The sequence below is a fragment of the Bartonella clarridgeiae ATCC 51734 genome, assembly GCF_000518185.1.
Classification (GTDB): Bacteria; Pseudomonadota; Alphaproteobacteria; order Rhizobiales; family Rhizobiaceae; genus Bartonella; species Bartonella clarridgeiae.
The window spans coordinates 40,740-64,609 of the sequence record NZ_KI912397.1 but is presented as its reverse complement, the minus strand read 5'-3'; the positions used below and the strand labels follow the sequence as shown (position 1 = coordinate 64,609).

Below are 23,870 nucleotides of genomic sequence, written 5' to 3'. Positions count from 1 at the left end.
TTAACTCTTAGGTAAGATTAGGAAGCTTTAATAGAGTGATTTAAATATTAGGCTAGTGAGCAAAACTATGCATTTAAAGGTTTTGAGTAGCATTTTAAAATGTAATTTTCTGAGAGTGATTCTTTTAGCGGTAACAGCAATAACTACAGGTTGTAGTTCCAGTACAGAGCGTTTTTATGGAGGTTCTTATAATAATACTACTCCTGTCCACTCAATCACGACTATGACTGATGATTCGGGAATGTTATCACAAAATGTTGAAATACAAAGCAGTGAATTGCCGCCTGTAGAATCAAGTAGTATTTCAGAGGCTGGTTACGATTCCATATATAATGATTCTTCAAGACAAGGGGAAGTGTCTTATTCTGATAAGAACAAACAGTTTTTTTCTGATGGGCGGGTTATGGGGACACCGCCTCGAAATCTTGGAACCCTTCCTCGTTCACAAATAAATACTTTTCCTGTTTTTAAGCGGAACTCTTATATTGTGCAGAGTGGAGATACATTATTAAGTATTGCACAACAATTGGGTGTCAGTGTTGATGCGTTAAGGTTAGTCAATGGTATAAACGCTAATTCTATTTATATTGGTCAGTCGTTGATTATCCCAGATCGAAGTACAAAGATGGCTTCAAATGTTCAAGATAGTACTTCAGATGTATCAAAAAAGGTATTTTCATCTCAGTCTAAGAATGTGTCTTCTGTTGAACAGAAAAAAACTCCTGCTTCTGTATATGAAGCGCCTATAAAGACTGCGCCTGCGGTAAAAAACAATATGTTAGACATTGAGAAAAATTCTCTTGCACAGGCAACAACACATAAGTCCATAAATGATTCATCAGATCGAGTTACTGATCCAAATGATATTGTAGTTCCACAATCGACAGGTATTTCTAAAATGCGATGGCCAGTACGAGGACGTTTGTTGAGTCACTTTGGTCAAAAGAAAGGAACTGCAGTTAATCGAGGAATAGATATTACAGTGCCTGAAGGATCATCAGTAAAAGCTGCGGAAAATGGTGTTGTTATTTATGCAAGTGATGGGTTGAAAAAGCTTGGTAACGTTGTCATGATTCGGCACGAAAACAATATTATTACTATTTATGGGCATAATAGTAAGCTTATTGTTAATAGAGGACAAAGGGTCCGCCGTGGTGATGAAATTGCGAAATCGGGTTTTTCAGGAGATGCTAAAACACCGCGTGTTTATTTTGAGGTCCGTAAAAATTCTATACCTGTCGATCCTGCTGAATATTTAGAAAACTAAGTTGGTTATCGAAATAATTTAAATTCATATGAATTCGCTTGCTTTGGTTACAAATATAAGCTTTATTATAATGTTTTGTAAGTTCTTGTTTGACTGTTTTGAATATTATTACTTATTAGATTATGTTAGTTTGTAATGTTAATAAACAAAGTGATTAGCTGAAATAGCATTTCAGTTGTCAAGTATTATGGGTTTGTCGAGGCTAATCATTCATCTAATAGTAGGATAAGAGAGTCATTTCCCGTTGTTTATTTCTTATTGTTAAGAGAGTAGGCTATTCTAACCCGATTACTCTTAAATTTTGCGCATAGGAAGAAGCTAACAAAGCACGAACACGAATCAGATCTTATAGGTTTGTGATCTCGTGGAGACATCGTTGTCAATGAAAGTCACAGTTGCGTATTTATATAGTCGTTCTTTTAAGCTTGAGAGTTTCTGAAATGCCGATTCTGAATAAAGCTATGGTATAACTTTCATAGAGATTTTAACAAGTATTTTAAATGAATAGTCAAGTAGATTTGATAATATCATGTTCAAGCGTTAAAATTGACAAAAATATTAATTCACTTTGTGTGATCTTGAAACCTTTCATGAATAGTTTTTTAAACTATCAATTTTTATAAAAGTGTGAAAAACTATTGCATTAAAAGTTCTACAGTGAACCACAGTAAGAGCACCTGATTGAATAAAGGACTCATAAGTTTACCTCCGCAGCTTACTATTCCAACTATGAAAAAAGCTGTGAACCATGATTTTAAAAGTATCACAATAAAAGAGATGATACAAGAAATGATGAGAGCGTGAGTAATAAATGTCGGTTTCAAGAGAAAACAATTGAAAAAAATCGAACAAGTAACCCATATTCCAATACTACACATAACGAAAGCTAAGGGGGTACTTATTGTTATTGTTTTTGAAAGTAACACTAATTTCATATAGATGGCATCCCTTTTGTTGATAATCGATTTGTAAACCTCTTAAACTGTAGATGATTCATGTAGATTATATCAATATGTAGTATTTTTCTATTGACAGTATTTCAAAAATCGTGTCTGAAAATCCCACATTATTATTTGTATTGTGAAGTTCTGAATTTATAGTCTTCGGAAGTTTTTACTTTTGGTTTTTTGGGGGGGATATAAAAGGATCTTGTTATCTAAGATAATAAGAAAATACAAATTCTCTCCTTTTGAATAGAGTTAAGAGTATCTTCCTGATGATCGGCTGGAACGTCTAAGGAGAACACAACTTAAGAGTACACGTTTTTTGAAGAAAGCTATTTAAAAACAATTGAGGAAATCAGTAAAAATATACGAAAAATGTAATGATTGCTGTATTTAGAATAAAAAGTTTTAAAATATTCTGATAATTAATTTAGGGAAAAGTTGATATTTAAATGATATACAGAAAAACGAAATAAATTTTTTTAATTTTTGTTCGTTGCTTTCTTGTTCTTAAAGCTTTATTTCCTTTGAAAAAGTTACAACTGTATGATGTAGTTTTACAGTATCTAAATGAGCTTTCTTCTTATGAGTCAAAAACTTATTTTAGTGAAGTAAGAGATACTTGAAGTTTAATCTATAGGAGATAAAAATGTTGGTTACTAACGCTTACGCTCAGGCTATAAGTGATACTTCGAATGGAGCATCATTTATTACCTTTGTCCCTTTCATTTTAATTTTTGCAATCATGTATTTTTTGATCATTCGTCCACAGCGTGCGCAAATGAAAAAGAGGCAGGAAATGCTTAATGCTGTGCGTCGTGGAGATACAGTTGTGACGGGTGGAGGTATTCTTGGTAAAGTTACAAAAGTTTATGATGGGAGTGGCGAGTTAGAAGTTGAAATTGGTGAAGGTATACGTATTCGCGTTATTCGTTCAACATTAGCTGATGTTCGGGTTAAAGGTGAACCACTATCGGAAGAAAAATCAAAACCTAGCACTAAGATAAAAGCATCCAAAACTTCTGAAGATAAGGTTGGAATAAAGAAAAATATGTCTGCTACTAAAATAAAAAAAGTTGTACAAAAGAAAAATAAACAGAAAACGTAGTTATGATTTATATGATTCTTTTAAACATTACTTTTACGGATACGTAATGGCTTTTTGTATAAGGGCCATTATATTTTATTAAGTAGCTTGATAATTGATAAATGGTATTTTACCTCTATTTGTTTTTTATAGGTTATTTTTAAAAAAACTAATTTAATTGATGAAATATTATAGCAGTTTGTAATTATTTATTACTCTAATGTGCTTGCTGTATATGATACGATCAAATTTTTTGAAGAAAATAGATTGAGATAACTTTCTCTGTTTATGATATGTGTTTTCATTACATTTTATTGCAAACTTTTTGATATTATTTGCAATATTTTAGGGTATTGCCCTCTTTCTTATTTTGGTGGATTGATATTAAAGATTTTACGTGTCTTTGTTAAAATGTTATGATCCCTGCTTATTCGTTAGTTTTTATTATTGTTTCTATGCTGATTTAGGAGAGAAAAATGCAATTGGGTTTCCAAAAATAAAAGATGTCTGTTATGTCATATGCAATTCAAATTCGTGAAGCGCATTTTCCGGGACGTGCATCTATTGATGCTTATGGGAATGGGGGATTTCGTTTCGCAGATATGTCTCACAAAGGTTCTATTATTTGTTTACCATCAGGTATTTATGGTATCGATATGAAAGGGCCTATTCCTACACAGGATAATATTTCTCGTGTTGTGGAAGAAGCAGATAAGATTGAGATTTTATTGATAGGTACTGGACTCGAATTGTTGCCCTTACCCGAAAAGTTACGGTTTCTTTTATGGGAAAAGCATATTTCGACAGATACAATGAGCACAGGAGCTGCAGTACGTACGTTTAATGTTCTCTTGGCTGAAGATCGTGCGGTTGCTGCATTATTATTTGCAATAGAATGATAAATTTTCTTCCTTATTGTCTTGATATTTTACGTAATACAGATCGTGATCGTTATATATCAGTTTTATTTGCACCCAAACAAAAACGTAGAGCATTAGCTGCTCTTTACGCTTTTAATGCAGAAGTTGCTCGTATTCGCGAAAGTGTACGTGATCCGCTTATTGGTGAGATACGATTACGTTGGTGGCGTGATTCTATTGCTAATGATGAAATACAAAATAGTGAGAATAATCCCGTTTTAAGTGATTTATTAAAAACAATTACTTTGTTTAAATTACCGAAAACCGCTTTTTTACATTATTGCGATGCGCGTATTTTTGATCTTTACCATAATCCAATAATAACTATTCATGATCTTGAGACTTATTGTAGTAAAACAGCAAGTACAATATTGAAACTGTCTTGCCAGATATTAGATTTTGATGTGGCACCAAATTTCACAGATGCTTGTAAATATGGGGGGATAGCTCAAGCATTAAGTGGTATATTACGTCTTTTTTCATTGATGCAATCACGATATCAATGTTATTTTCCTGCCGATATGTTAGAGGCTTTGGGGATGAATAGGGGAGAGTTAGATTCCAATTGCATTAATGATGAACAAAAACAGCAGATTATTGAGGCTATGGTAGCGTTATCGCGAGATTACTATCTTAAGTTTTATGAGCATTCTGTTGTTTTGCCTAAAACGCTTAAACCAGCATTTCTCCCATTAGCAGTTACGCCGGCATCTTTGCAAAAAACAATACAGTTGGGAGCAAAAGTTTTTCACGGCAATACGACTTCATTATTGCTTCATCGTTATTGGTTGATAACCAAAGCAGCGATTAGTGGTAATTTTCCAAAGTTATTTTAATAATAATTTTTAGATATTTAGCACTTTAAGCATATCTTATATTTAATTTTATGTGAATATAATTATTGTCTTCAATGATGGAATAGAAGGCCATTGTTTATGCTAAATTATTTGCTAATATAGTCTTTAATAGTGATTTGGTGTATCAGCATCAGTTAATTACAGCAGTTTTGTTTGGAACAAGTATTGCGGTGGAATAAGCTATCATAAAAGAGGGGATTAGTGAATTCTTATATTTGATCTTTGTTAGTTTTCTTAAATCCCAGAAGAACTGAAAAGGTCTTTGTATTTAGACATCATAGCGTTTTATCTGTTTTTTTATAATATTTTATAAGTATATTGGGTTACTAAGAACATAATCTATAGTGACCTGTTTAAAGAGTAACTTATACATTCGATTTGGAATATAGATTTTGTCAAACTGGTATATGTAAAATTATCATCATGAAAAGTTAAATTGGTTTAAAATAATCAAAAATTAAATACTGATATCGCTCTAAAGAGCAAGTTTAATAATTATGGTTTAAAACTTAGCGCTATTCATTAAAAAATTTTTACTATTCTTTTTAGCTTAATGTAATAAAGATACTTTATGTTATAATAATAACTTGAAATGTATTTATTGCTATTATATAGCTCATAATGTGTTTAAACGATTTTAAATATTTGAAACTTTATTGAGTTTTGTAATGGTAAATATTAAATATGCTGCAAGTTTTCTCTTCTTTTCTCTTCTTTTCTCTTCTCTTTTTATAGCTGATACTGTTTATCCGAAAACTAAAGTTCCTCGTAAAATAGAATCGGACGATCGTGCTTTTGTTGCAGAAATTTATAGAGACGATGGAAATATAAAGGTCCGTACAATAAAAAATATAACATGTAGTATACCTAATAAAAGTGAAGCCTTTTGTTGCAAATCCGATCAGAAAAATTGCAATAGTTCAAAAAAGAAGAAAGAAAAAAATAACAGTAAAAACAACAATGAAGAGTTAGCTGCACTAAATGAAGGGGTAGTTGCAATATATGCGTCGGAATTGGGCACTGTTATTGATGTGGACGATATGAAGATTTTTGGTCCAGTACAAAAGAGTGAGCAGCCTAAAGGTACTGAGCATATATATGGTGTGTGGGTAAAACAACAGGGAGCAGTTACTGTAGGTGAAGCAACCTTGAAAGACCTAACAGTAGGTCTTAATGCTGAAGCCGATAGTATAATATACATAACATCGGGATCAATTAAAGATAGTGAGGTTGCTGTTTATTCTCATGGTAATAGAGCTTATATTGGGTTAGAGGATGTAAGCATTACAGTAGGTGATAAGGGAGTCGGTCTTTTAAATAAGGAAAATGCTTCTATTATTATGATGGGAGATGAAAACAAGGGAGACATTACTTTTACGGCAGGTAATGCAGTTTATATAGATACAGGAGAGGTTATTTTAGAAAATATTACTATTCGTAATAATGTTAAAGGCAGTGATACTGTTAACCGTCAGCATGCTATATTTTCTTCTACTGTTCAAACTGCTATTCACATACATCCAGATAGTGTTTTTAAGATGGAGGAGGGAAATGTTACTCTAGAATATGCGCATGGTCTGGTATTTGACGTTGGAGGGTCTAGAGAAGAAAAAAAAGCTTCAGGACCAATAGAGGTTGATATTGATAGTGCAAATATTCAAGTAAATAGTGCTCAATTTTATGGCATGTATTTACATTATTCGGATAAGAAGAGCCAATCTTCTAATGGAAAATCTCCAGAAAATCACATTTCTAATGGAAATAATAGAAAATCTCTAGAAAATCACAATAGTATAGTTGTTTCTTTGAAGAAAACAAATTTTTCTGTTCCCAAAAGTGCGGTTATTTATAGTGATAAGTCTGATAATACCCATAATCTCACCTTTAAATTGTCAGAGAATGCAACTCTTTCTGGCAATCTTTTGTTACAAGCTAATAGTGGCGTTGTAAAAGTTGAGGCTGATGGATCTAAACTGGAAGGTGGTTCTTTAATTACTAATGGAGCTATAGCAAATTTGCATTTAAAAAATCATTCGACATGGACTTTGACAAAAAGGAAACAGCAACCTTCGAAAGATTTGAGTGTTACAGATTCATCTATTTCTACTATGATCCTTTCAGATAGTAGCATTATTTTTGAAAAGCCAACATCCAATATTTATCAAACGCTCCGTATTGGTAAAGGGAGCGGCACTGTTTATACAGCGCAGGGCAATGCAGAACTTTATATTAATACTTATCTAAATCAAGGAGGGGAGATTGCTCGTCAAAAGACGGATCGCCTTTTAATTCATGGAGACGTATCTGGTACTACTACAGTTCATGTTTTAGCTGTTTCAGGAAGTCCAGGAGACGAAATAGGTCGAGGTGCAAAAAATAATAACAAGGGTATTTCTATTATTCAGGTTTCTGGAGCAGCTCAGGAAGATTCTTTTAAATTATTTAATGATTATATCACCTTGTATAATTTACCTTATCAATATCGTCTTTATGCTTATGGTCCAAGTTCTGCTTTAGGGGCGGCGGATCCAAAACAAAAATTGGTTGGAAATAATGAGGAAAGAGAAAATAGAGACAGTAAATCTAGTAAGCCTTTTTGGGATTATCGTCTTCAGATTGAATATATTAGTTTTCTCCCTTTTTTAAAACCTATGTCATTAGACCTTGCATCATTTAAACCTCGACGTTTCCAGAAGCCAGGCTTACCTGAAAAAAGAGTGCCGGTAGTTGTGCCACAGCTTCCAAGTTATTTAGTCTTGCCTCATGCTTTATTCCATGCGAATTTGGTAGATATAAATAATCACTATGAACTATTAGAATCTACGCACAATGGGACCAATGAAACTGGGCACAATGGAAAGGCAAACTTTTTCATACATGGTTATGGTAGTAATTATCGCTATGCTTCAAATTTGACTGTTTTTGAATATGGTTATAGCGCTGATCTTGACTATAATGCTATGATGGCAGGTGTTGTATTAAAGACGTTAGAGAGTAAGCATAGTGCTTTGTCTTTGGGAGCTATAGGAACTTATAGTAGCCTTTCTCTTCAGCCTTATGTTGTTGAACAAAGTCAGAAGAGTATATTTAATAAATGGTCAGGAAAGCTTTATGCTCACTTACAGTATGATACAGGCTTTTATGTGAATGGAGTTATGTCTTGTGGTTCCTTTAAAGGTGATGTTTCGACTTTGGTTCGAGGGAAAACAGCGACGTTAAGGGGTGAACTTCTGAGTTCTTCTTTAATGGGAGGTCAAGCTATTTTAACGAATTATGATGGATTTGTTGTTGAGCCACAGCTGCAAGTTATTTATCAGTCTGTGATGTTTGACAAGGCTCGTGATATTGATCGGTTTGATATTGATTTAGGAAATCATAACCAATGGATTGCAAGTATTGGTGGTCGTTTCACTAAAACTATGATGGGGTCTGAAGAAGGACGTATTGTTTCTTTTTATAGCAAATTTCATTTTGCCCATAATTATGAAAATAAACGGATAGTGCATTTTAAAGATGCTTTTCAGTTAGGAGCATTTGGTTCTACAGTGGAAGCAGGTTTAGGTGTTCATGCCCAATTGCTTTCTAAAATAGTGCTTCATGGTGATTTGTTATATAAACATAAACTCACTAAAGCAGGTTTTTCTGGTACAAGTGTTTCCGGCGGAATACGCTACCAATTTTAAAAAGAAAGGATTAGTTCATTTTTATATCTGATGACCTCTTGTCAGTTTTTTTAAAAACCCTAGCAAAACTGGCTGATAATCCTTAACCTCTGATTTCAAGAAATTAGAGTATCGCTTGTGTTTTTCACTCTATCTCTGGAATGAAAATTAACTTTCTTGGAGCTTTTTATTTAAATATTTAATTTAAGGGTGCGTGTTTAAAAATCAAAGAGGCATTGTAGCTTTTTTAAGCCATTTTTTATCTTCTTTATTAAGGTAGGGTGCATTAACTTGGTAAACATGGGCGTGATAGTCGTTAAGCCATTGTTTCTCTTGTGTTGTTAAAAGCTCTATCAGGATTAATTGTCGATCAATAGGACAATTTGTAAGTGTTTCGAATGATAGCATGTCTATATCGCCATCGGCAATTTTTTGAGCTGGTTTGACAATCATCAAATTTTCAATACGAATACCAAAAGCTTGTTCACGGTAATATCCGGGTTCATTCGAAATAATCATACCGGGAATAAGTTCTTGGCTTCCATAGCGTGAAAGATTTTGTGGTCCTTCATGAACAGAGAGATAAGAACCAACTCCATGACCAGTGCCATGTGCATAATCAAAACCAGCTTTCCATAATGCACTGCGTGCTAAAACATCAATATCTTGTCCACGTGTACCTTTAGGAAATCTTGCACTTGAAAGAGCAATCATGCCTTTGAGGACAAGTGTAAAACAGCGTTTTTCTTCTTCTCCAACATTTCCAATTGCTACTGTACGGGTGACATCTGTTGTACCATCTCGGTATTGTCCACCTGAATCAACAAGATAAAGCTCACCAGCATTTAACAGCCTATTTGTTTTAGTGGTTACATGATAATGAATAATTGCAGCATTTTTACCTGCTGCTGAAATGGTATCAAATGAAAGATCTTCGAGTTTCATTCCCATTTTCTGTGCTGTCATGATACGAAATTTTTCTAATTTTTTGGCAGCAGCAATTTCATTAATTGTACCTGGTCTTTGTCTATCCAGCCAAGAAAAAAAACGGGTAAGTGCTACACCATCACTTAAATGTGCTTTGCGTGAGCCATTGAGTTCTGTAGTATTTTTAATGGCACGTGGTAAGATAACAGGATCAGTCAGTGTAATAAAAGATCCGCCTTTTTCTTCAATAACGGTGCGTAATTTTTCGCACGTTAACAATGGATCTAAAGCAAAAACAGTACCTTTTTGAATATGATCTTTGATATTTGAAATAAGTTTTTCTGGTTCATATAATTTTGCATAACGTTCCAGATATTGTTTTTGCTCATTACCAATTTTTTTACTATCAATAAATAAAGTCGGTTTTTCTTTGACTAAAATTATAGCAAAAGAAAGGGAAAAGGGTGTATTAGCAACGTCATTACCACGTATATTGAATGTCCATGCAATAGAAGATGGATCCGTTAGAATAAAGGCATTTGCACCAGATTTCTTTATGTTTTTGCGAATTCGTGACAGCTTTTCATCGCTGTTATATCCCGCGTATTTAAGAGGATGAATTGATAAAGGAGTTTGTGGAAATTTTGGTTTATCATCCCAAATAAGATCGATGAGATTGGGTTGGCTTTCTATAAGTTTTCCACCTATTTTCAATTCTAATGCTTGTCTCAATATGGCTGTAGCAGTAATGGTATGAAGCCATGGATCAAAGCCAATTGAAAGCTTTTGTCTGTTTTTCTCAAACCATTGTGCTAGTGAGCAGGTCGCTAAATCTTCATAATAAAAGATACGAGAATCTGTTTGCTGACGAACTTGAAGTTTATAACGCCCATCTGTAAATATGATTGCTTTGTCTTTTAAAATCAATGCTATACCAGCTGATCCAGTAAATCCAGTTAGCCAGCCAAGACGTTGAGCATGTTTAGGAACATATTCTCCTTGATGTTCATCTGTATGTGGTACTAGAAAGCCATCTAGTCCAAAGCGATCAAATTCTTTACGAAGAGCTGCAACACGCTCTGCAGCATAAGCAGGATTTGTTATTGTTTCAAAAGATTGATACATAATGATGTTCTTTTCTTTTATTTCAGATGCAAAGTAGCCCATCCTTGCTGAAGATATGTCTCAATATGTTTTAGGCCTTGTTTGACATAAGCTTTTAAAACATCATTGTGCTGTTCTTCAAGGATCCCAGACAATATAATAGATCCATCTTTTCGCAATGCTTGTGCCATATCTTTTGCAAGTTCGATTAAAGGATTGGCAAGGATATTGGCAACGATAAGATCAAAAGGGGTGCATAATGAGATTCTATCATCGTTCAAACCTGTGACTGTAACAGCTGTAACATGTTCTGTGACACCATTGAGGCTAATATTATGTTGTGCTACTTGAATGGCTATTGGGTCTATATCAGCTGCAAGTACAGCAATAGGTTTGAGCATAGCGATACCAATAGCTAATATCCCGCTACCCGTACCAAGATCAAGGGCATTTTGCGGGTTTTCATTTTGCATTACTTTGGTAATCATTTCTAAACAACCAAATGTCGTTCCATGATGACCTGTACCAAAAGCTTGATTAGCTTCAATTTCAATGGGCAAAACATTAGGTGGAATGTTTTGTCGTTCATGGCTACCGTGAAGAAAAAAAGGACCAACACGTACCGGTTTCAGTCCTTCAAGACTTTGTTTTACCCAATCAATATTGGGTAAAATTTCTATGTTAATTTTATCTGGATCTATTGCAAGAGCACGTGAAAATTGTTGGAAAGCACTTTCTTGGTTTGCTTGATCAACATAAAGCGAAATCTCATAAATAGCATTTTTTTCATCTATTTCTGTAAGAGCAACAGGATAACCTTCCTCCTCAAAGACTGTTTCCACAAGAGTGTAAAATTGTTCTGCCTCATTTTTAAAAAATGTACAGTACAGACGAATTTGTTGCAACATACTATTCTTTAATTAGTAAGCCGAATTTGAAACGAGTTTTTTAAGTCGTGTAATAGCGATATCATCTTTTAATTTGTTATTATTTTCTTCGACATTATATGGAATAACGCCAGCTAGTTTTCCACCTTTTTTAAGCAAGAAAATTGCTGCTGTGTGATTATAGGTATAGTTGTCATCATCTGTTCCGGGTACTTTTTCAGCAACAATATTAAAAGAGCTAACCATTTTATGAACTGCGTTAGGGTCTCCACTTATACCAATGATTTTATCAGTAAAATTGCTTAAATATTCACGAAGCACTTCTGGTGTATCGCGTTCAGGGTCAACAGTGACGAACCATACATTTAATTTATCGACATTTGGACCAATTGCTGTAAGCCACCGATTAAGATCCACAAGTGTAGTAGGGCAGGTATCAGGGCACATAGTGTAGCCAAAAAAGATTACTGAAGATTTGCTTCGGATGTCCGCTTCAGTAACAATTTTACCATTAGAAGCAGTGAGTGTGAAATTCTCACCTAGGGGTTTATTCCTAAACGTATCATACGTAAAAACACTAGCAAGAAATACAATCGTTAACCCCAATATGCGTATTATATTTTTCATAGGTTGACTCTCTTAAATATGAAAAATTATAATGCTTATAACTTAATTTTGCAATCACTGTTTTGGCAGGCAAAGGATGTATGTTGATGAGTATGCAAATACTATTACTATGAAAACATCCTATCCAATATAAAGATTGGGTACGGTGTTTCGTATAATTTATTCAAAAAAAAATAAGAACATTTTGGTATTTTTGACAAAAAATCACTTTGTATTATAATAAAACAAAGTATTATAATAAAACAAAAGATTTAGAGAGCACACAAAATTTTGTAGAGACTAGATAAGAGAATTTTACTATGTCCAAAAAATATAAATCTATAGATAAAATAAGAGTTGATGATGATAAAGGCTCTGATTGCATCACTAAAGTTCTTAAGAACTCTAAGCAGAACTCTAAACGTATCCGTTCAAATGATTTGAGTGATGTTATTGAAGACATAGACAATCTATTCGATGAAGGAAATTTGCAGGTTGCTACCGATCACGCTCAGATCTACGATAAAAATAAGGTTCGCGGTAATGGTTTTTTCAAGAAATATGAACTTACAGAGGAGTCAATATTGGTCAATTCTGAGAAACTTTATCGCATTATAGCTCTTAGAGATTTTGGAGATGTAGAAGCAGGTGATCTTGGCGGTTTTATCGCAAATGAAACAAATTTATCCCACGAAGGGAATTGTTGGGTTTATGATTTTTCTCGAGTTTACGAAGCAGCTCATGTTTCTGGTAATGCTGGGATTTATGATTTTGCAGAAGTTCATGGTAGTGCTAGGGTTTTTGATGATTCTAAGGTTGGTAATAACGCTGAGATTTGTGATAGTGCTCAAGTTTATGGTAATGCTGAGATTTATGGTAATTCCATAATTTCTGGCTGTGCTGATGTTTGTGGTAATGTCGAGGTTTCTGATTTGGCTCAGGTTTGTGGAAATGCCAAAGTTTTTGGTAACTCTGAGATTTTTGGTAGTGCCACAGTTTTTGGTAGAGCTGAGATTCGCGATGGAGTTGTAATTTGTGGCAATTCAAGTGTTTTTGGAGATGCTAAGATTTATGATTATGCCTGCATTTCTGATGATGCTCAGGTTTTCGATGAAGCTGAGATTTTTGGTGCAGCTGAGATTTTTGGGAATGCTAAAATTTATGATTATGCCAAAGTTTATGATGATGCGCTAATTTGCGGCAGTTCTATAGTTTACGATAAAGCTGAAATTTATGGCAATGCTAAGATTAGCGAGAATGCCAAAATTTTTAATAATGCTAAGGTTTTTGGTGGTGCTAAGGTTTTTGGTGGTGCTTGTGTTTATGGCAATGCTCAAGTTTACGATAAAGTTAAGATTTGTTGTAATGCTGATGTTCGTGGTAATGTAAAAATTTTCGGTCTAGCTAGGGTTTGTGGTGATGCCTGTGTTTATGGCAACGCTCAAGTTTACGATGAGGCTAAGATTTATCGTAACGCTAGTGTTTATAATGATGCAAAAGTTTTCGGTCGCGCTTCGGTTTTAGGTAGTGCTAGAATTTTTGATGCTGCCCAAATTTATGGTAATACCAGGGTTTTTTGTAACGCTGAGGTTTATGGTAATGCTTGTGTTTATAACAATGTACAGCTTTACGGCAATGCTAATATTTTTGGAAATGCTAAGATTTATGGTTGTGCTAAAGTTTGTGGTGATGTCAAGATTTATGACAATGCGCGGGTTCACGGCGATGCTAATATTTTTGGTAATATCAGTATTTTAAATAACACTGAAATTTTCAATAATGATCAAATTAATAAAATTCATAGCGATTTTAAAATTTGTGAAACTAAATTTAAAGGCCATTATCTAGGTTTATAAGGGTGTTAAAGCCGATGAATATGATGAACTATTTTTATAAACAATAGATTTATCATTAATTATCATTAAGCTGTGGTTGAGTTGTTGTAAATTAGGCTTTTATTGGGAAAGATAACTTTATAGTGTGTTATACTAAATTTTTTTGATGCAATAATATCAGAATATCAGAAATAGGCTTCTCTCACGTTTTATCCGACAAGAAAGTTTATCTATTGATGAAATTTGACCCATAACCCATTATATGAAAATCTGATCATTTATTAGAGACAGTTAAGGATATGCCAAAAAGATTGATTTTGCAATAATCTTTCTTTTAATATTTTTTGTTGACGGAGTTTGGTCATCCTAATTTTGGATTAATATTACCATAACAAAAGCTGATAATTTTCTTCAAGTATTTAAATGTCGCTATCGTTTGTTTTTCCGAGACATTGCTATCTTAGCGTTGAATAATTATTACGAAAGGGATTTTGACCTTTGAGGTGTGTTTGGCCATAACCACCGTAAAGTGTTTCTTTAATTTAGAAATTAATACATAATTTCATGCATTAAAAAACATTTTGACATTTTATAAAAAAACATTATGAGAGATATGGTGAAAATATGTAATTTTTTAGAGATTAAATAGGGAAATTCTTCATGTTCGAGAAAGATGAAAAAAAAGTAGTTGATGCCGAAGTGGGTGATCAAACTAAAACTTTTAAGGTCTCTAAACGTCTCATTGTAGATGACTTAGGTAATATTAGTGAAGATGCAAGGAATTTATCCGATGAAGATAATTTTCAGGTTGTACCTGGTCATGCTCAGGTTATCGATGAAAATAAGGTTTCTGTTAATGCTACTTTAAAGAAATATGAACTCACAGACGAAGAAATATCGATCAATTCTCATAAGCTTTATCGCATTAGAGCCCTTAGGGATTTTGGACATGTAAAGGCAGGTGATCTTGGTGGTTTTATTGCAGATGAAACTAATTTATCCCATGAAGGCCATTGTTGGGTTAATTATGATGCTCGAGTTTACGAAACAGCTCGTGTTTCTGGCGATGCTCAGATTTTTGATGATGCAGAAGTTTGTGGTAATGCAAGAGTTTATGGTGATGCTGGGGTTTGGCATGATGCCAAAATTTATGGACAGGCTCAGATTTTTGGCAATACTAGGGTTTTGGCCAGTGCTCAGATTTATGACAATGCCGCAGTTTATGACAGCTCTCAGATTTCTGGCAATGCCAGGATTCATGGTGATGCTTGCATTTGTGGTTATGCTACAGTTTTCAATAATGTAGAGATTTACGATAATGCTAAGATTTATGGCTGTGCCATGATTTTTGATAATGCCTCGGTTTACGGCAATGCTGCAGTTTGGGGTGATGCTCAGGTTTGTGAAAATGCTAAGCTTCATGAAAATGTTAAAGTTTACGAAAAAGTTAAAGTTTCGGGTCATGCTAAGATTGGTGGTGATGCCATGATTTATGGTAAGGCTGAGATTTATAATAATGCTAAGGTTTATGGTTGTGCTCAAGTTGCTGAAAACGCTAAGGTGTTTGACAATGCTAAGGTGTCTGGCAATGCTAAAGTATTAGGCAGTGCTAATGTTTATGGTAATGCCCATATTTATGATAATGCTCAAACTTGCGGTAAAGTTGAGATTTTTAATAGTGCTGAGATTTATGGCGATGCCCGTATTTATGACAATGGTGGGATTTTTGGTAATGCCAGAGTTTATGGAAACGCTCGGGTTTTTGGTGATGCCAGTGTTTTTGGCAATACTGAGGTTTCAGGTAATGCTATAGTTCGTGGCCATGCTGAAGTTTATGGGAATGCTAAGGTTTATGGTAATGCCGGAATTTTTAATTTTGCTAAGGTTCACGGAAAAGCTCAAGTTTGTGGCGATTCTGTAGTTCAAGGTATTGCTGAAGTTTATGGTTCTGAGATTTTAGATAACGTTGTAATTTCTACTAGTGATCAGATTAATAAGAAGGAAATTCATAATGATGTCAAAATCCATCAAACTAAATCTAAAAATCACAGCTTATGTTTATGAAAGTGTTAAAGCTGTTGAAAATAGCAATTTAGTAAAATCAATACTGTTTTTACATTGCAAGTGCTGTTGTCTATTAGCGTATCACTGTACACTATACCGTTGTTAGCAATTTTAACGGTGTCATCAACTTAGGGAATATTCTTTAATTTAGTTTTACAATTTTACGTCTTTATAAGTATAAGTTTATTTTTTGGCCTTTTAGAAAAGGATTTTGTGGGGAAATAAAAAAATTTTCCTTTAAAAACGTTTTTAAGCAATCAGATAATTGGGGTAATATTAGTGCAAATATTGCAGATATTAGAGAATCTATTTGATAGGAGCAATTCTCAAGCTGATGATACTTTTTTCAAAAAGTATAAACTTACAGACGAAGTGATTACGATCGGTTCTCATAAACTTTACCGTATTATGGCTCTTAGAGACTTTGGATATATAAGGGCAGGTAGCCTTGGTGGTTTTATTGCAAATGAAACGAATTTGTCTCATGAAGGCGATTGTTGGGTTGATAGTGATGCTTGCGTTTACGCCAAAGCTTATGTTTCTGGCAATGCTAAGGTTTGTGATAATGCTAAGGTTTGTGATAATGCTAAGGTTTGTGATAATGCTGAGATTAAAGATGATGTTAGGATTCATGGTAATGCTGTGGTTGGAGATAATGCTTCGATTTTTGCCAATGCTCAGATTTTTGGTAATGCCAAGGTTAATGGCCATGTGAAAGTTTTTGGTAATGCTAAGATTAGTAGTGCTGCCAAAGTTTATAGCAATGCTGAAATTTATGGCAATGCTGAAATTTATGGCAATGCTGAAATTTATGGCAATGCTGAAATTTTTGAAAATGCCAAAGTTTTGGATGATGCTGAGGTTTGTGGCAATGCTAAAGTTTATGGTAATGCTGAAATTTGGAATAAGGCAAAAGTTTTGGGATGTGCTGAGGTTTTCGGTAATGTTGAAGTTTGTGGCAATGCTAGGGTTTTTAGTTATGCCAGTATTTGTGAAAATAGTAAGGTTTATGGTAATGCTAATGTTTCTGGCAGAGCTGAGATTTGCGGTGATGCCAAAGTTTATAGTAATGCTGAGGTTTATGGTAATGCCAAAGTTTATGGTAATGCTGAGGTTTATGGTAATGCCAGAGTTTATGGTAATGCTGAGGTTTATGGTAATGCCAGAGTTTATGGTAATGCCAAGATTTCCAAAAATATTATAATTAACGGCAATGCTGAAATTTATACTGGTATCAATATTTCAGATAACAACGAAATTTCCAATAATAATCAAATTAACACAAAGGAAATTCATGACCGTTCCAAATCTTTTATAAAAAAGCATTACAGAGGTTTATAGCGGTGTTAGAACTTTTGAGAATGGTACGGTTTAAGTGATATTACTGGTTTGCGGTGTTGTTTGTTGCAAAAAAGAGAGTGAAAAGCTTATAAAAAATGTGAAATTTGATAGATGTTGATTTTATTATGTTTTTTATGCTAAAAATTAGTATGCAATTTTGTTGCAAATTTCTTCCTAAAATAGGATAGACATTTCCTCTGCTTAAGCAAGGATGATTATCATACAAAATTATTTAAGAAAAAACAGAGATTTTCTATTTTTCTTAGTTTGTCACTTAAGCAACGGATATGTGCAAAAGCAACGGATATGTGCAAAGGGTCTGTAATATTTTATTGTTCTTATAGGCATGAAAAATAGTGAACTATCTTTATAAATCAATGACTTATAATTAAAATACGATTGAAAATTAAATTTCTATTTGGAAAGATAACTTTTAGTTAGTTGTACTAAGCTTTTGTTACAAAATTATCAAGAACACGCTTTTCTCCGGCTTTATCGAAGGAGATAGTTAGTTTGTTGCCATCTATTGCTGAAATTTGACCATAACCAAATTTTATATGAAAAATCCGATCATTTATAGAGAAAGCTGAGAGTGTATCAGAAATTGATTTCTCAATGGTCTTTCCTTCAATATTTTTTTGTTGGCGAATTCTGGTTATCCCAATATTTGGATTAATGTCATCACCATAACCAATTCGCTCAATCTGAACAGATGGTCGTTTTCCCCAATTATTATCTGTTGCCTCTGTTTGATTTTTCTGAGCATGTTGCCATCCTGATGTTGAGTAATTATTATAAAAAGGATTTTGGCCTTTGAATCGTGCTTGACCATAACCACCATAAGATGTTTCGATTTCTGTTACTTCTATATGTTCTTTGGGTAATTCATTGAGGAAACGGGAAGGAAGTGTAGATTGCCAAAGTCCATGAATTCGTCGATTGGATACACACCATATGTGCAAGTATTTTTTTGCTCTTGTTAGTCCTACATAAGCAAGTCGCCGTTCTTCTTCTAATCCTGAACGGCCACCTTCATCTAATGAGCGCTGATGAGGAAAGAGACCTTCTTCCCAACCAGGAAGGAAGACTGTTTCAAATTCAAGTCCTTTAGCGGAATGAAGGGTCATGATATTAACTGCATCTGTATTTTCATTGCTTTCAGAATCCATAACCAGTGAAACATGTTCTAAAAAACTAGGAAGATTTTCAAATTGTTCCATAGAACGGATCATTTCTTTAAGATTTTCTAATCGTGTTGGCGCTTCTGGTGAACGATCTTCTTGCCACATTGTTGTATAGCCTGAAGCATCAAGTATTGTTTCAGCAAGCTCCGTGTGTGGTGTATGTTGTAGCATACCTTGCCAGTGGCGGAAATTTTCCACAACATTTCGTAAAGCATTGCGTATTTTTGGTTTTAGCTCATCCGTTGCAATTAGTTCGGTGGCTGCAACAAAGAGGGGAATGGAGCGTGCACGGGCACTATCATAAAGATGACGAAGTGTTGTGTTTCCTAAACCGCGTTTGGGCGTATTGATAATACGTTCAAAAGCCAGATCATCAGCTGGTTGAACAACAACACGTAAGTAAGCCAAAGCATCACGTATTTCCATTCGTTCATAAAAGCGTGGACCACCAATAATGCGATAGTTGAGACCAAGTGTGACAAAACGATCTTCAAATTCACGCATTTGAAATGATGCTCGCACTAATATGGCTATATGATTTAATAAATGTCCATTTTGTTGTGCTTGTTCAATTTCTTTTCCGATAGCGCGGGCCTCTTCTTCTGAATCCCATGCAGCATGAATTTTCACTTTTGCATCGTCACTATTTGTTTGATCAGAAAAAAGTGTTTTTCCAAGCCTATCCTGATTATGAGAAATGAGATGAGCAGCAGTTTTTAAAATATGTGATGTAGAGCGGTAATTACGTTCTAGGCGAATAATTTTTGCAGGAGAAAAGTCTTTTTCAAAGCGCAGTATATTATCGACTTTTGCACCGCGCCATCCATAAATAGATTGATCATCATCTCCTACACAACAAAGGTTGACTTGTTTTTCATGGCGTTGAGCTAAAAGGCGGAGCCAGAGATATTGTGCTGTATTTGTGTCTTGGTATTCATCTACAAGAATATAGCGAAATTTATCATGATATTCACGAAGAATATCTGGGTTATGTTGAAAGATGAAAATAGGGTGCAGCAAAAGATCACCAAAATCACAGGCATTGAGACTTTTTAGTCGATCTTGATAACTGCGATAAAGTTGTCGTCCCATGCCATTTCCAAAAGAATAAGAATCGCCTTCTGATATATGGTTTGGCGAAAGTCCTTGATTTTTCCAAGAATCAATCATCATTGCTAAGTTACGTGCTGGCCAACGCTTATCATCCAATCCTTCGGCTTGAATGAGCTGTTTTAAAAGACGAATAACATCGTCACGATCAAGAATTGTAAAGTTGCTTTTTAAGTCAACAAGCTCTGCATAGCGGCGTAAAATCTTTACACCAGTAGAATGAAATGTTCCAAGCCAAGGCATACCTTCAACAGTTTTACCGATAAGTTCACCAATACGCATTTTCATTTCATGTGCGGATTTATTGGTAAAAGTAACGGCCAATATTTGCTTAGGATGAGCAAGACCGAGATGTAAAATATGAGAAATACGGGTAGTAAGAACACGAGTTTTTCCAGTACCAGCACCCGCAAGAACTAAAATCGGACCCTCTGTGTTTATGACAGCTTGTTTCTGTTCTGGGTTAAGCTTTTCTAAATATTCAGGTTCGTATTGCGTTGTTCTTCTTTCTACTGAAGTATGATTAACTAAGCTGGAATTATTTTCAGGCTTATAAGAAGAGACATCATTTTTAAAAGACGTTATATGATCGGAAAAGTCACTCATTTTATAATTTTGTCTAGTATTTTTTTTGATTTGAACGCTCGATAAAAATTATTTCTTTAAAAAAAACGCAACATGCTAAGTTAAATAAAGGCATAGAGATTACAAGAAAAGGTAAAGAATAATGTTGTAATGTAAGAAGCTATCAAGGACATATATGCGTAAATAAAGCTGCAAGCTTATTTTATTCTTTGATTATAATGGGTGCATAAAAAAATTGCAACGTAAAGACGGGTAAGGCTTTTCTCAATATGAAATTACACTGATAATTATAAAAAAATCACATTTTTTGATGAAATAAAAAAACTTTTAGAGAAAATTGCTTTTAACTAATTAATAGTATCATTCTTGTTTATTTTTATTCATCACTAGAGAGACGATTTTGATCAAGAAATTTTTGAGCTTTTAGAGTTTCTTTTTTATCAAAAAGTTTTTCAAGTTTTGTTCGTCCAAAACGATGGCGATTTTCTTCTGCATGAATAGTTCGTTCTGTACGTTTTTTCTGTTTTCGAAATTGACGAAGATTAATTGTTTCAACCATAGGGTACTTCATTTATTTTTTGCGGAAGGAGTCCAAGGAAACGATATCAGCACTTTGCTTCGAATCACTATTTGATGGTTCTTTATCCTTTTTGAGATTTGATAGTTTTGTAGATACATTTTCCTTTTTTTGTTTATTTGAAGGAATAACAGGGGTGCACGAAGTATTTTCTGAACTTTCATTCTCTCCAGAAGTGAGGTTAGAGGGGAGATCAAAAGCTGCTTCAAAAGCTGCTGTAGGGTCGTAAAAGACCTGGATAGAATTAAAAGGGATAACCAGTCTTTCAGTAATTTCTCCAAAGGAGAGTGTTACTTCAAAAGCAGTTTCTGATACACTTAGATCTCTAAATTGATGCTGCAATACAATGGTCATTTGATCAGGATAGCGCTCTTGAAGCCGAGGGGAAATTTTTATTCCTGGTGCATTTGTTAAGAAAGTAATAAAAAAATGATGATTACCTGGGAGACCTGCTTTGCCTACTTCTAATAAAACTTTACGGATGACTCCGCGAAGCGCATCCTGAACAAGAATATCGTAACGGATCTGATCTTGAACCATCGAAGTTTATTCCTTTTAATTTGTGCAGTAATTGAATATCACTAATACAGTCCAATAACATGTTTTTTAAAGCTAGCAATATTTTATTTACTATGCACCTAATTAATTAAGAAAAACACCAATTTATTTTAAGTACTGTTTGATAAATCAAATATAGACGGGCCTAAAAGTGAAGGCTTCTGTTGCCAGGTGCCTTCGAACCCCGCTTAAACCTGCGACGGTTTAAGACTTAATTTGAAGCCTTCGCATCGCTTAAGCAGCGATGAGACGTGCCTCCGCATAGTTGTCATTTGCAACTATTCATCTAGCCCGATAACGGTGGTACAATGCCGAGTAAAAGAGCAATCTTTACACCCTTGTCGATCCTGTTTCGCCCCCATAAAAATATAATCTTTGTTGATTATACTTTGGTGGAGGCGCCGGGTACCGCCCCCGGGTCCAATTGGTTTATTTCATTGTCCATTTATTACCATAGCTGAAAGACAGCTTTTTAAATATAAACGAAGAATAATTTTTAGAAAAGGGGGGATTGTTAATATTTTAAATCCTCTAATTATTTAGAAGAAATATGATGCGGCGGTATATAGTTACCGCTTGTTAGAAGGATTGCAAAATGATGAATAATCTAGCAGATATTAAATTGTATATGATGCAAGTCCTGATGAAGCTGCAATAGAACGACTTAGACGTCGTTTAATTTTGATAATGAGTCATCAGGATGCATCATTGGTTTCCATTTCAGATCAAAAAGAATTGGAGCGTGTTGAGAAATGGGCTCAAGATGTATTGGATGTTGATAAGGAAAAAGCAAAAAAATTGTTTCAAAAGTCCCTGAAATTATGTCAGGAAATCATAGAAAAAATCGTGTGACTTTTTACTATCTGATAGCCAAACAAGTAAACGCATTTGATAAAATTTAAATAATTTTAACACTGAATTCTTATATCATGATTACGAAAAAGTCCAAATTTTTTGGACTTTTTTGTTTAATATGAAAATATTTAGTGAATGCCTTCACCTTGAAGATATCCGCTTTTTCGAGCATCAGGCATCAAAAGAACTGCAATGAATGCAATAATCATCATGCCAGTTATATAAAGATAAAAGACAAATTCATATCCAATATCTTTTAATAAAAGTGCTACGGATTCAGCTGATCCACCAAATAATGCATTAGCAATGGCGTAAGATAAACCAACACCCATTGCTCGTATTGATGATGGGAACATTTCTGCTTTTACGATACCAGAGATGGATGTATAAAAACTGATAATGCATAACATTACAATAAGGGTTGATAAGGCAACCCATAAATTATCAGTATTACCAATGATTTGAAGTCCAGGAATCGTGAAAATCACAGATAGGGAACTCCAAATGAGAAGTGAGGTTTTTGTTCCAATTTTATCAGCTAAAGCGCCAAATGCTGGTTGAAGTAACATAAAAACAAACAGTGCAGCAGTCATTATAGTTGTAGCTGTATGCTTATCAAATCCAGTAGTGGTAATGAGATATTTTTGCATATAAGTTGTATAGGTATAAAATGTTAGTGATCCTCCAGCTGTAAAACCAACCACTAAAGAAAAGGCTTTTCGATGGTTGCGCCAAAGTTCTCTAATACTACCAGCTTGTTCTTTAGAACGACTTTCTTTTGTTGTTGTTTCATGAAGTGAACGACGGAGATAAATCGCCACAATAGCTCCTAATCCACCAATAGCAAATGGGATACGCCAACCCCATGCTTTTAGTTGATTCTCTGTGAGATAAAACGCTAAAATAAATATAACAAGACTGGCAAGAAGTTGACCCCCAATCAGCGTAGTATATTGGAAGGAACTAAAAAAACCTCGGCGATTTTTAAGGGCAATTTCGCTCATATAAGTTGCTGTTGTTCCATACTCACCACCAACAGAAAGTCCTTGAAGCATTCGGAGTAAAAGTAAAAGGACTGCTGCGGAGGTTCCAATAGTTTCATAGGTAGGAAGTACGGCAATTAAGAACGAACCACCACACATCATAAAAACAGAAATAAGCATTGAGCGTTTGCGTCCATAACGATCAGCAATGAATCCAAAGAGCCATCCACCGATTGGACGCATAAGAAAGCCAATAGAAAAAACTATAGCAGCTTTAAAAAGTTGGAGTATAATGTTGCCATCTGAAGGAAAAAATTGCGATGCAAAATAAATTGAAGTAAATGAATAAACATAAAAGTCATACCACTCTACTAAATTACCCGATGCGCTAGATATGATAGACAAAATACGTTTTTTCGCGTCATATAGTGCTAAAGTTTCTTCATTCTCCATGGAGAGATCCCTCTTTTTAAGTTACTTACAGTTTGCTTTTTACAATTTGAACCATCAAAATTCA

At 34.3% G+C, this 23,870-nt stretch carries 15 protein-coding genes, 1 other RNA gene and 1 pseudogene; 9 read left to right on the top strand and 8 right to left on the bottom strand.

Features of this window, described 5'->3' with window-relative positions; genetic code table 11:
- Positions 1–67: 67 nt before the first annotated feature.
- The 5 genes from T420_RS0105760 to T420_RS07080 all read left to right on the top strand — a co-directional run bounded on the left by T420_RS0105760 (position 68) and on the right by T420_RS07080 (position 8,758).
- Entirely contained in the window at positions 68–1,267 is a 1,200-nt protein-coding gene (locus tag T420_RS0105760; RefSeq protein ID WP_026501217.1) for a M23 family metallopeptidase, read from the top strand.
- Positions 1,268–2,860: 1,593 nt separating this feature from the next.
- Positions 2,861–3,319, top strand: a complete 459-nt coding sequence (yajC, locus tag T420_RS0105750; RefSeq protein WP_013545338.1) for a preprotein translocase subunit YajC — start codon at positions 2,861–2,863, stop codon at positions 3,317–3,319.
- 491 nt (positions 3,320–3,810) lie between these two features.
- Positions 3,811–4,197 (top strand): Mth938-like domain-containing protein, encoded by a 387-nt coding sequence (locus T420_RS0105745; protein WP_013545337.1) that lies wholly within the window; start codon positions 3,811–3,813, stop codon positions 4,195–4,197.
- Positions 4,194–5,054, top strand: coding sequence for a phytoene/squalene synthase family protein (locus T420_RS0105740; RefSeq protein WP_013545336.1), 861 nt, complete (start codon positions 4,194–4,196; stop codon positions 5,052–5,054). Before T420_RS0105745 ends, T420_RS0105740 begins: the two co-directional genes overlap by 4 nt.
- Before the next feature lie 689 nt (positions 5,055–5,743).
- The gene (locus T420_RS07080) at positions 5,744–8,758 is read left to right on the top strand and encodes an autotransporter outer membrane beta-barrel domain-containing protein (protein WP_051406287.1); all 3,015 of its coding nucleotides are present in this window, start codon (positions 5,744–5,746) and stop codon (positions 8,756–8,758) included.
- Positions 8,759–8,962: 204 nt separating this feature from the next.
- Here the strand turns inward: T420_RS07080 and T420_RS0105730 are convergent, their stop codons facing one another.
- Genes T420_RS0105730 through T420_RS0105720 form a run of 3 tightly spaced genes read right to left on the bottom strand, consistent with a single transcriptional unit; the run spans position 8,963 to position 12,282 of the window.
- Entirely contained in the window at positions 8,963–10,789 is a 1,827-nt protein-coding gene (locus T420_RS0105730) for an aminopeptidase P family protein (RefSeq protein ID WP_013545297.1), read from the bottom strand.
- A 17-nt stretch (positions 10,790–10,806) separates the two neighbouring features.
- Entirely contained in the window at positions 10,807–11,676 is an 870-nt protein-coding gene (locus T420_RS0105725) for a 50S ribosomal protein L11 methyltransferase (protein ID WP_013545296.1), read from the bottom strand.
- Between the two features lie 12 nt (positions 11,677–11,688).
- Positions 11,689–12,282 (bottom strand): SCO family protein, encoded by a 594-nt coding sequence (locus T420_RS0105720; RefSeq protein WP_013545295.1) that lies wholly within the window; start codon positions 12,280–12,282, stop codon positions 11,689–11,691.
- A gap of 299 nt (positions 12,283–12,581) precedes the next feature.
- Between T420_RS0105720 and T420_RS07145 the strand changes: the two genes are divergently transcribed.
- From T420_RS07145 to T420_RS07065, 3 genes are all read left to right on the top strand, one after another.
- On the top strand, positions 12,582–14,117 hold the full coding sequence (locus T420_RS07145; protein WP_013545293.1) for a hypothetical protein: 1,536 nt from the start codon (positions 12,582–12,584) through the stop codon (positions 14,115–14,117).
- Positions 14,118–14,756: 639 nt separating this feature from the next.
- The gene (locus T420_RS07070; RefSeq protein WP_013545292.1) at positions 14,757–16,160 is read left to right on the top strand and encodes a hypothetical protein; all 1,404 of its coding nucleotides are present in this window, start codon (positions 14,757–14,759) and stop codon (positions 16,158–16,160) included.
- A 279-nt stretch (positions 16,161–16,439) separates the two neighbouring features.
- On the top strand, positions 16,440–17,501 hold the full coding sequence (locus tag T420_RS07065; RefSeq protein ID WP_013545291.1) for a hypothetical protein: 1,062 nt from the start codon (positions 16,440–16,442) through the stop codon (positions 17,499–17,501).
- A gap of 446 nt (positions 17,502–17,947) precedes the next feature.
- Here the strand turns inward: T420_RS07065 and T420_RS0105700 are convergent, their stop codons facing one another.
- The 4 genes from T420_RS0105700 to ssrA all read right to left on the bottom strand — a co-directional run bounded on the left by T420_RS0105700 (position 17,948) and on the right by ssrA (position 22,023).
- On the bottom strand, positions 17,948–20,401 hold the full coding sequence (locus T420_RS0105700; RefSeq protein WP_013545290.1) for an ATP-dependent helicase: 2,454 nt from the start codon (positions 20,399–20,401) through the stop codon (positions 17,948–17,950).
- A 355-nt stretch (positions 20,402–20,756) separates the two neighbouring features.
- Positions 20,757–20,939, bottom strand: a complete 183-nt coding sequence (locus T420_RS0105695; RefSeq protein WP_013545289.1) for a DUF4169 family protein — start codon at positions 20,937–20,939, stop codon at positions 20,757–20,759.
- A 12-nt stretch (positions 20,940–20,951) separates the two neighbouring features.
- Positions 20,952–21,497: an SspB family protein gene (locus T420_RS0105690; RefSeq protein WP_013545288.1), complete on the bottom strand. Its 546-nt coding sequence runs from the start codon at positions 21,495–21,497 to the stop codon at positions 20,952–20,954.
- 168 nt (positions 21,498–21,665) lie between these two features.
- Positions 21,666–22,023, bottom strand: a transfer-messenger RNA (tmRNA) gene (gene ssrA, locus T420_RS07245).
- Between the two features lie 87 nt (positions 22,024–22,110).
- Between ssrA and T420_RS07060 the strand changes: the two are divergent.
- Positions 22,111–22,417 (top strand): annotated as a pseudogene (locus tag T420_RS07060) (DUF2853 family protein).
- An 81-nt stretch (positions 22,418–22,498) separates the two neighbouring features.
- Here T420_RS07060 and T420_RS0105680 read toward each other — a convergent pair.
- A complete protein-coding gene (locus T420_RS0105680; RefSeq protein WP_013545286.1) occupies positions 22,499–23,806 on the bottom strand; it encodes an MFS family transporter in 1,308 nt (435 codons plus the stop codon).
- Positions 23,807–23,870 lie beyond the last annotated feature (64 nt).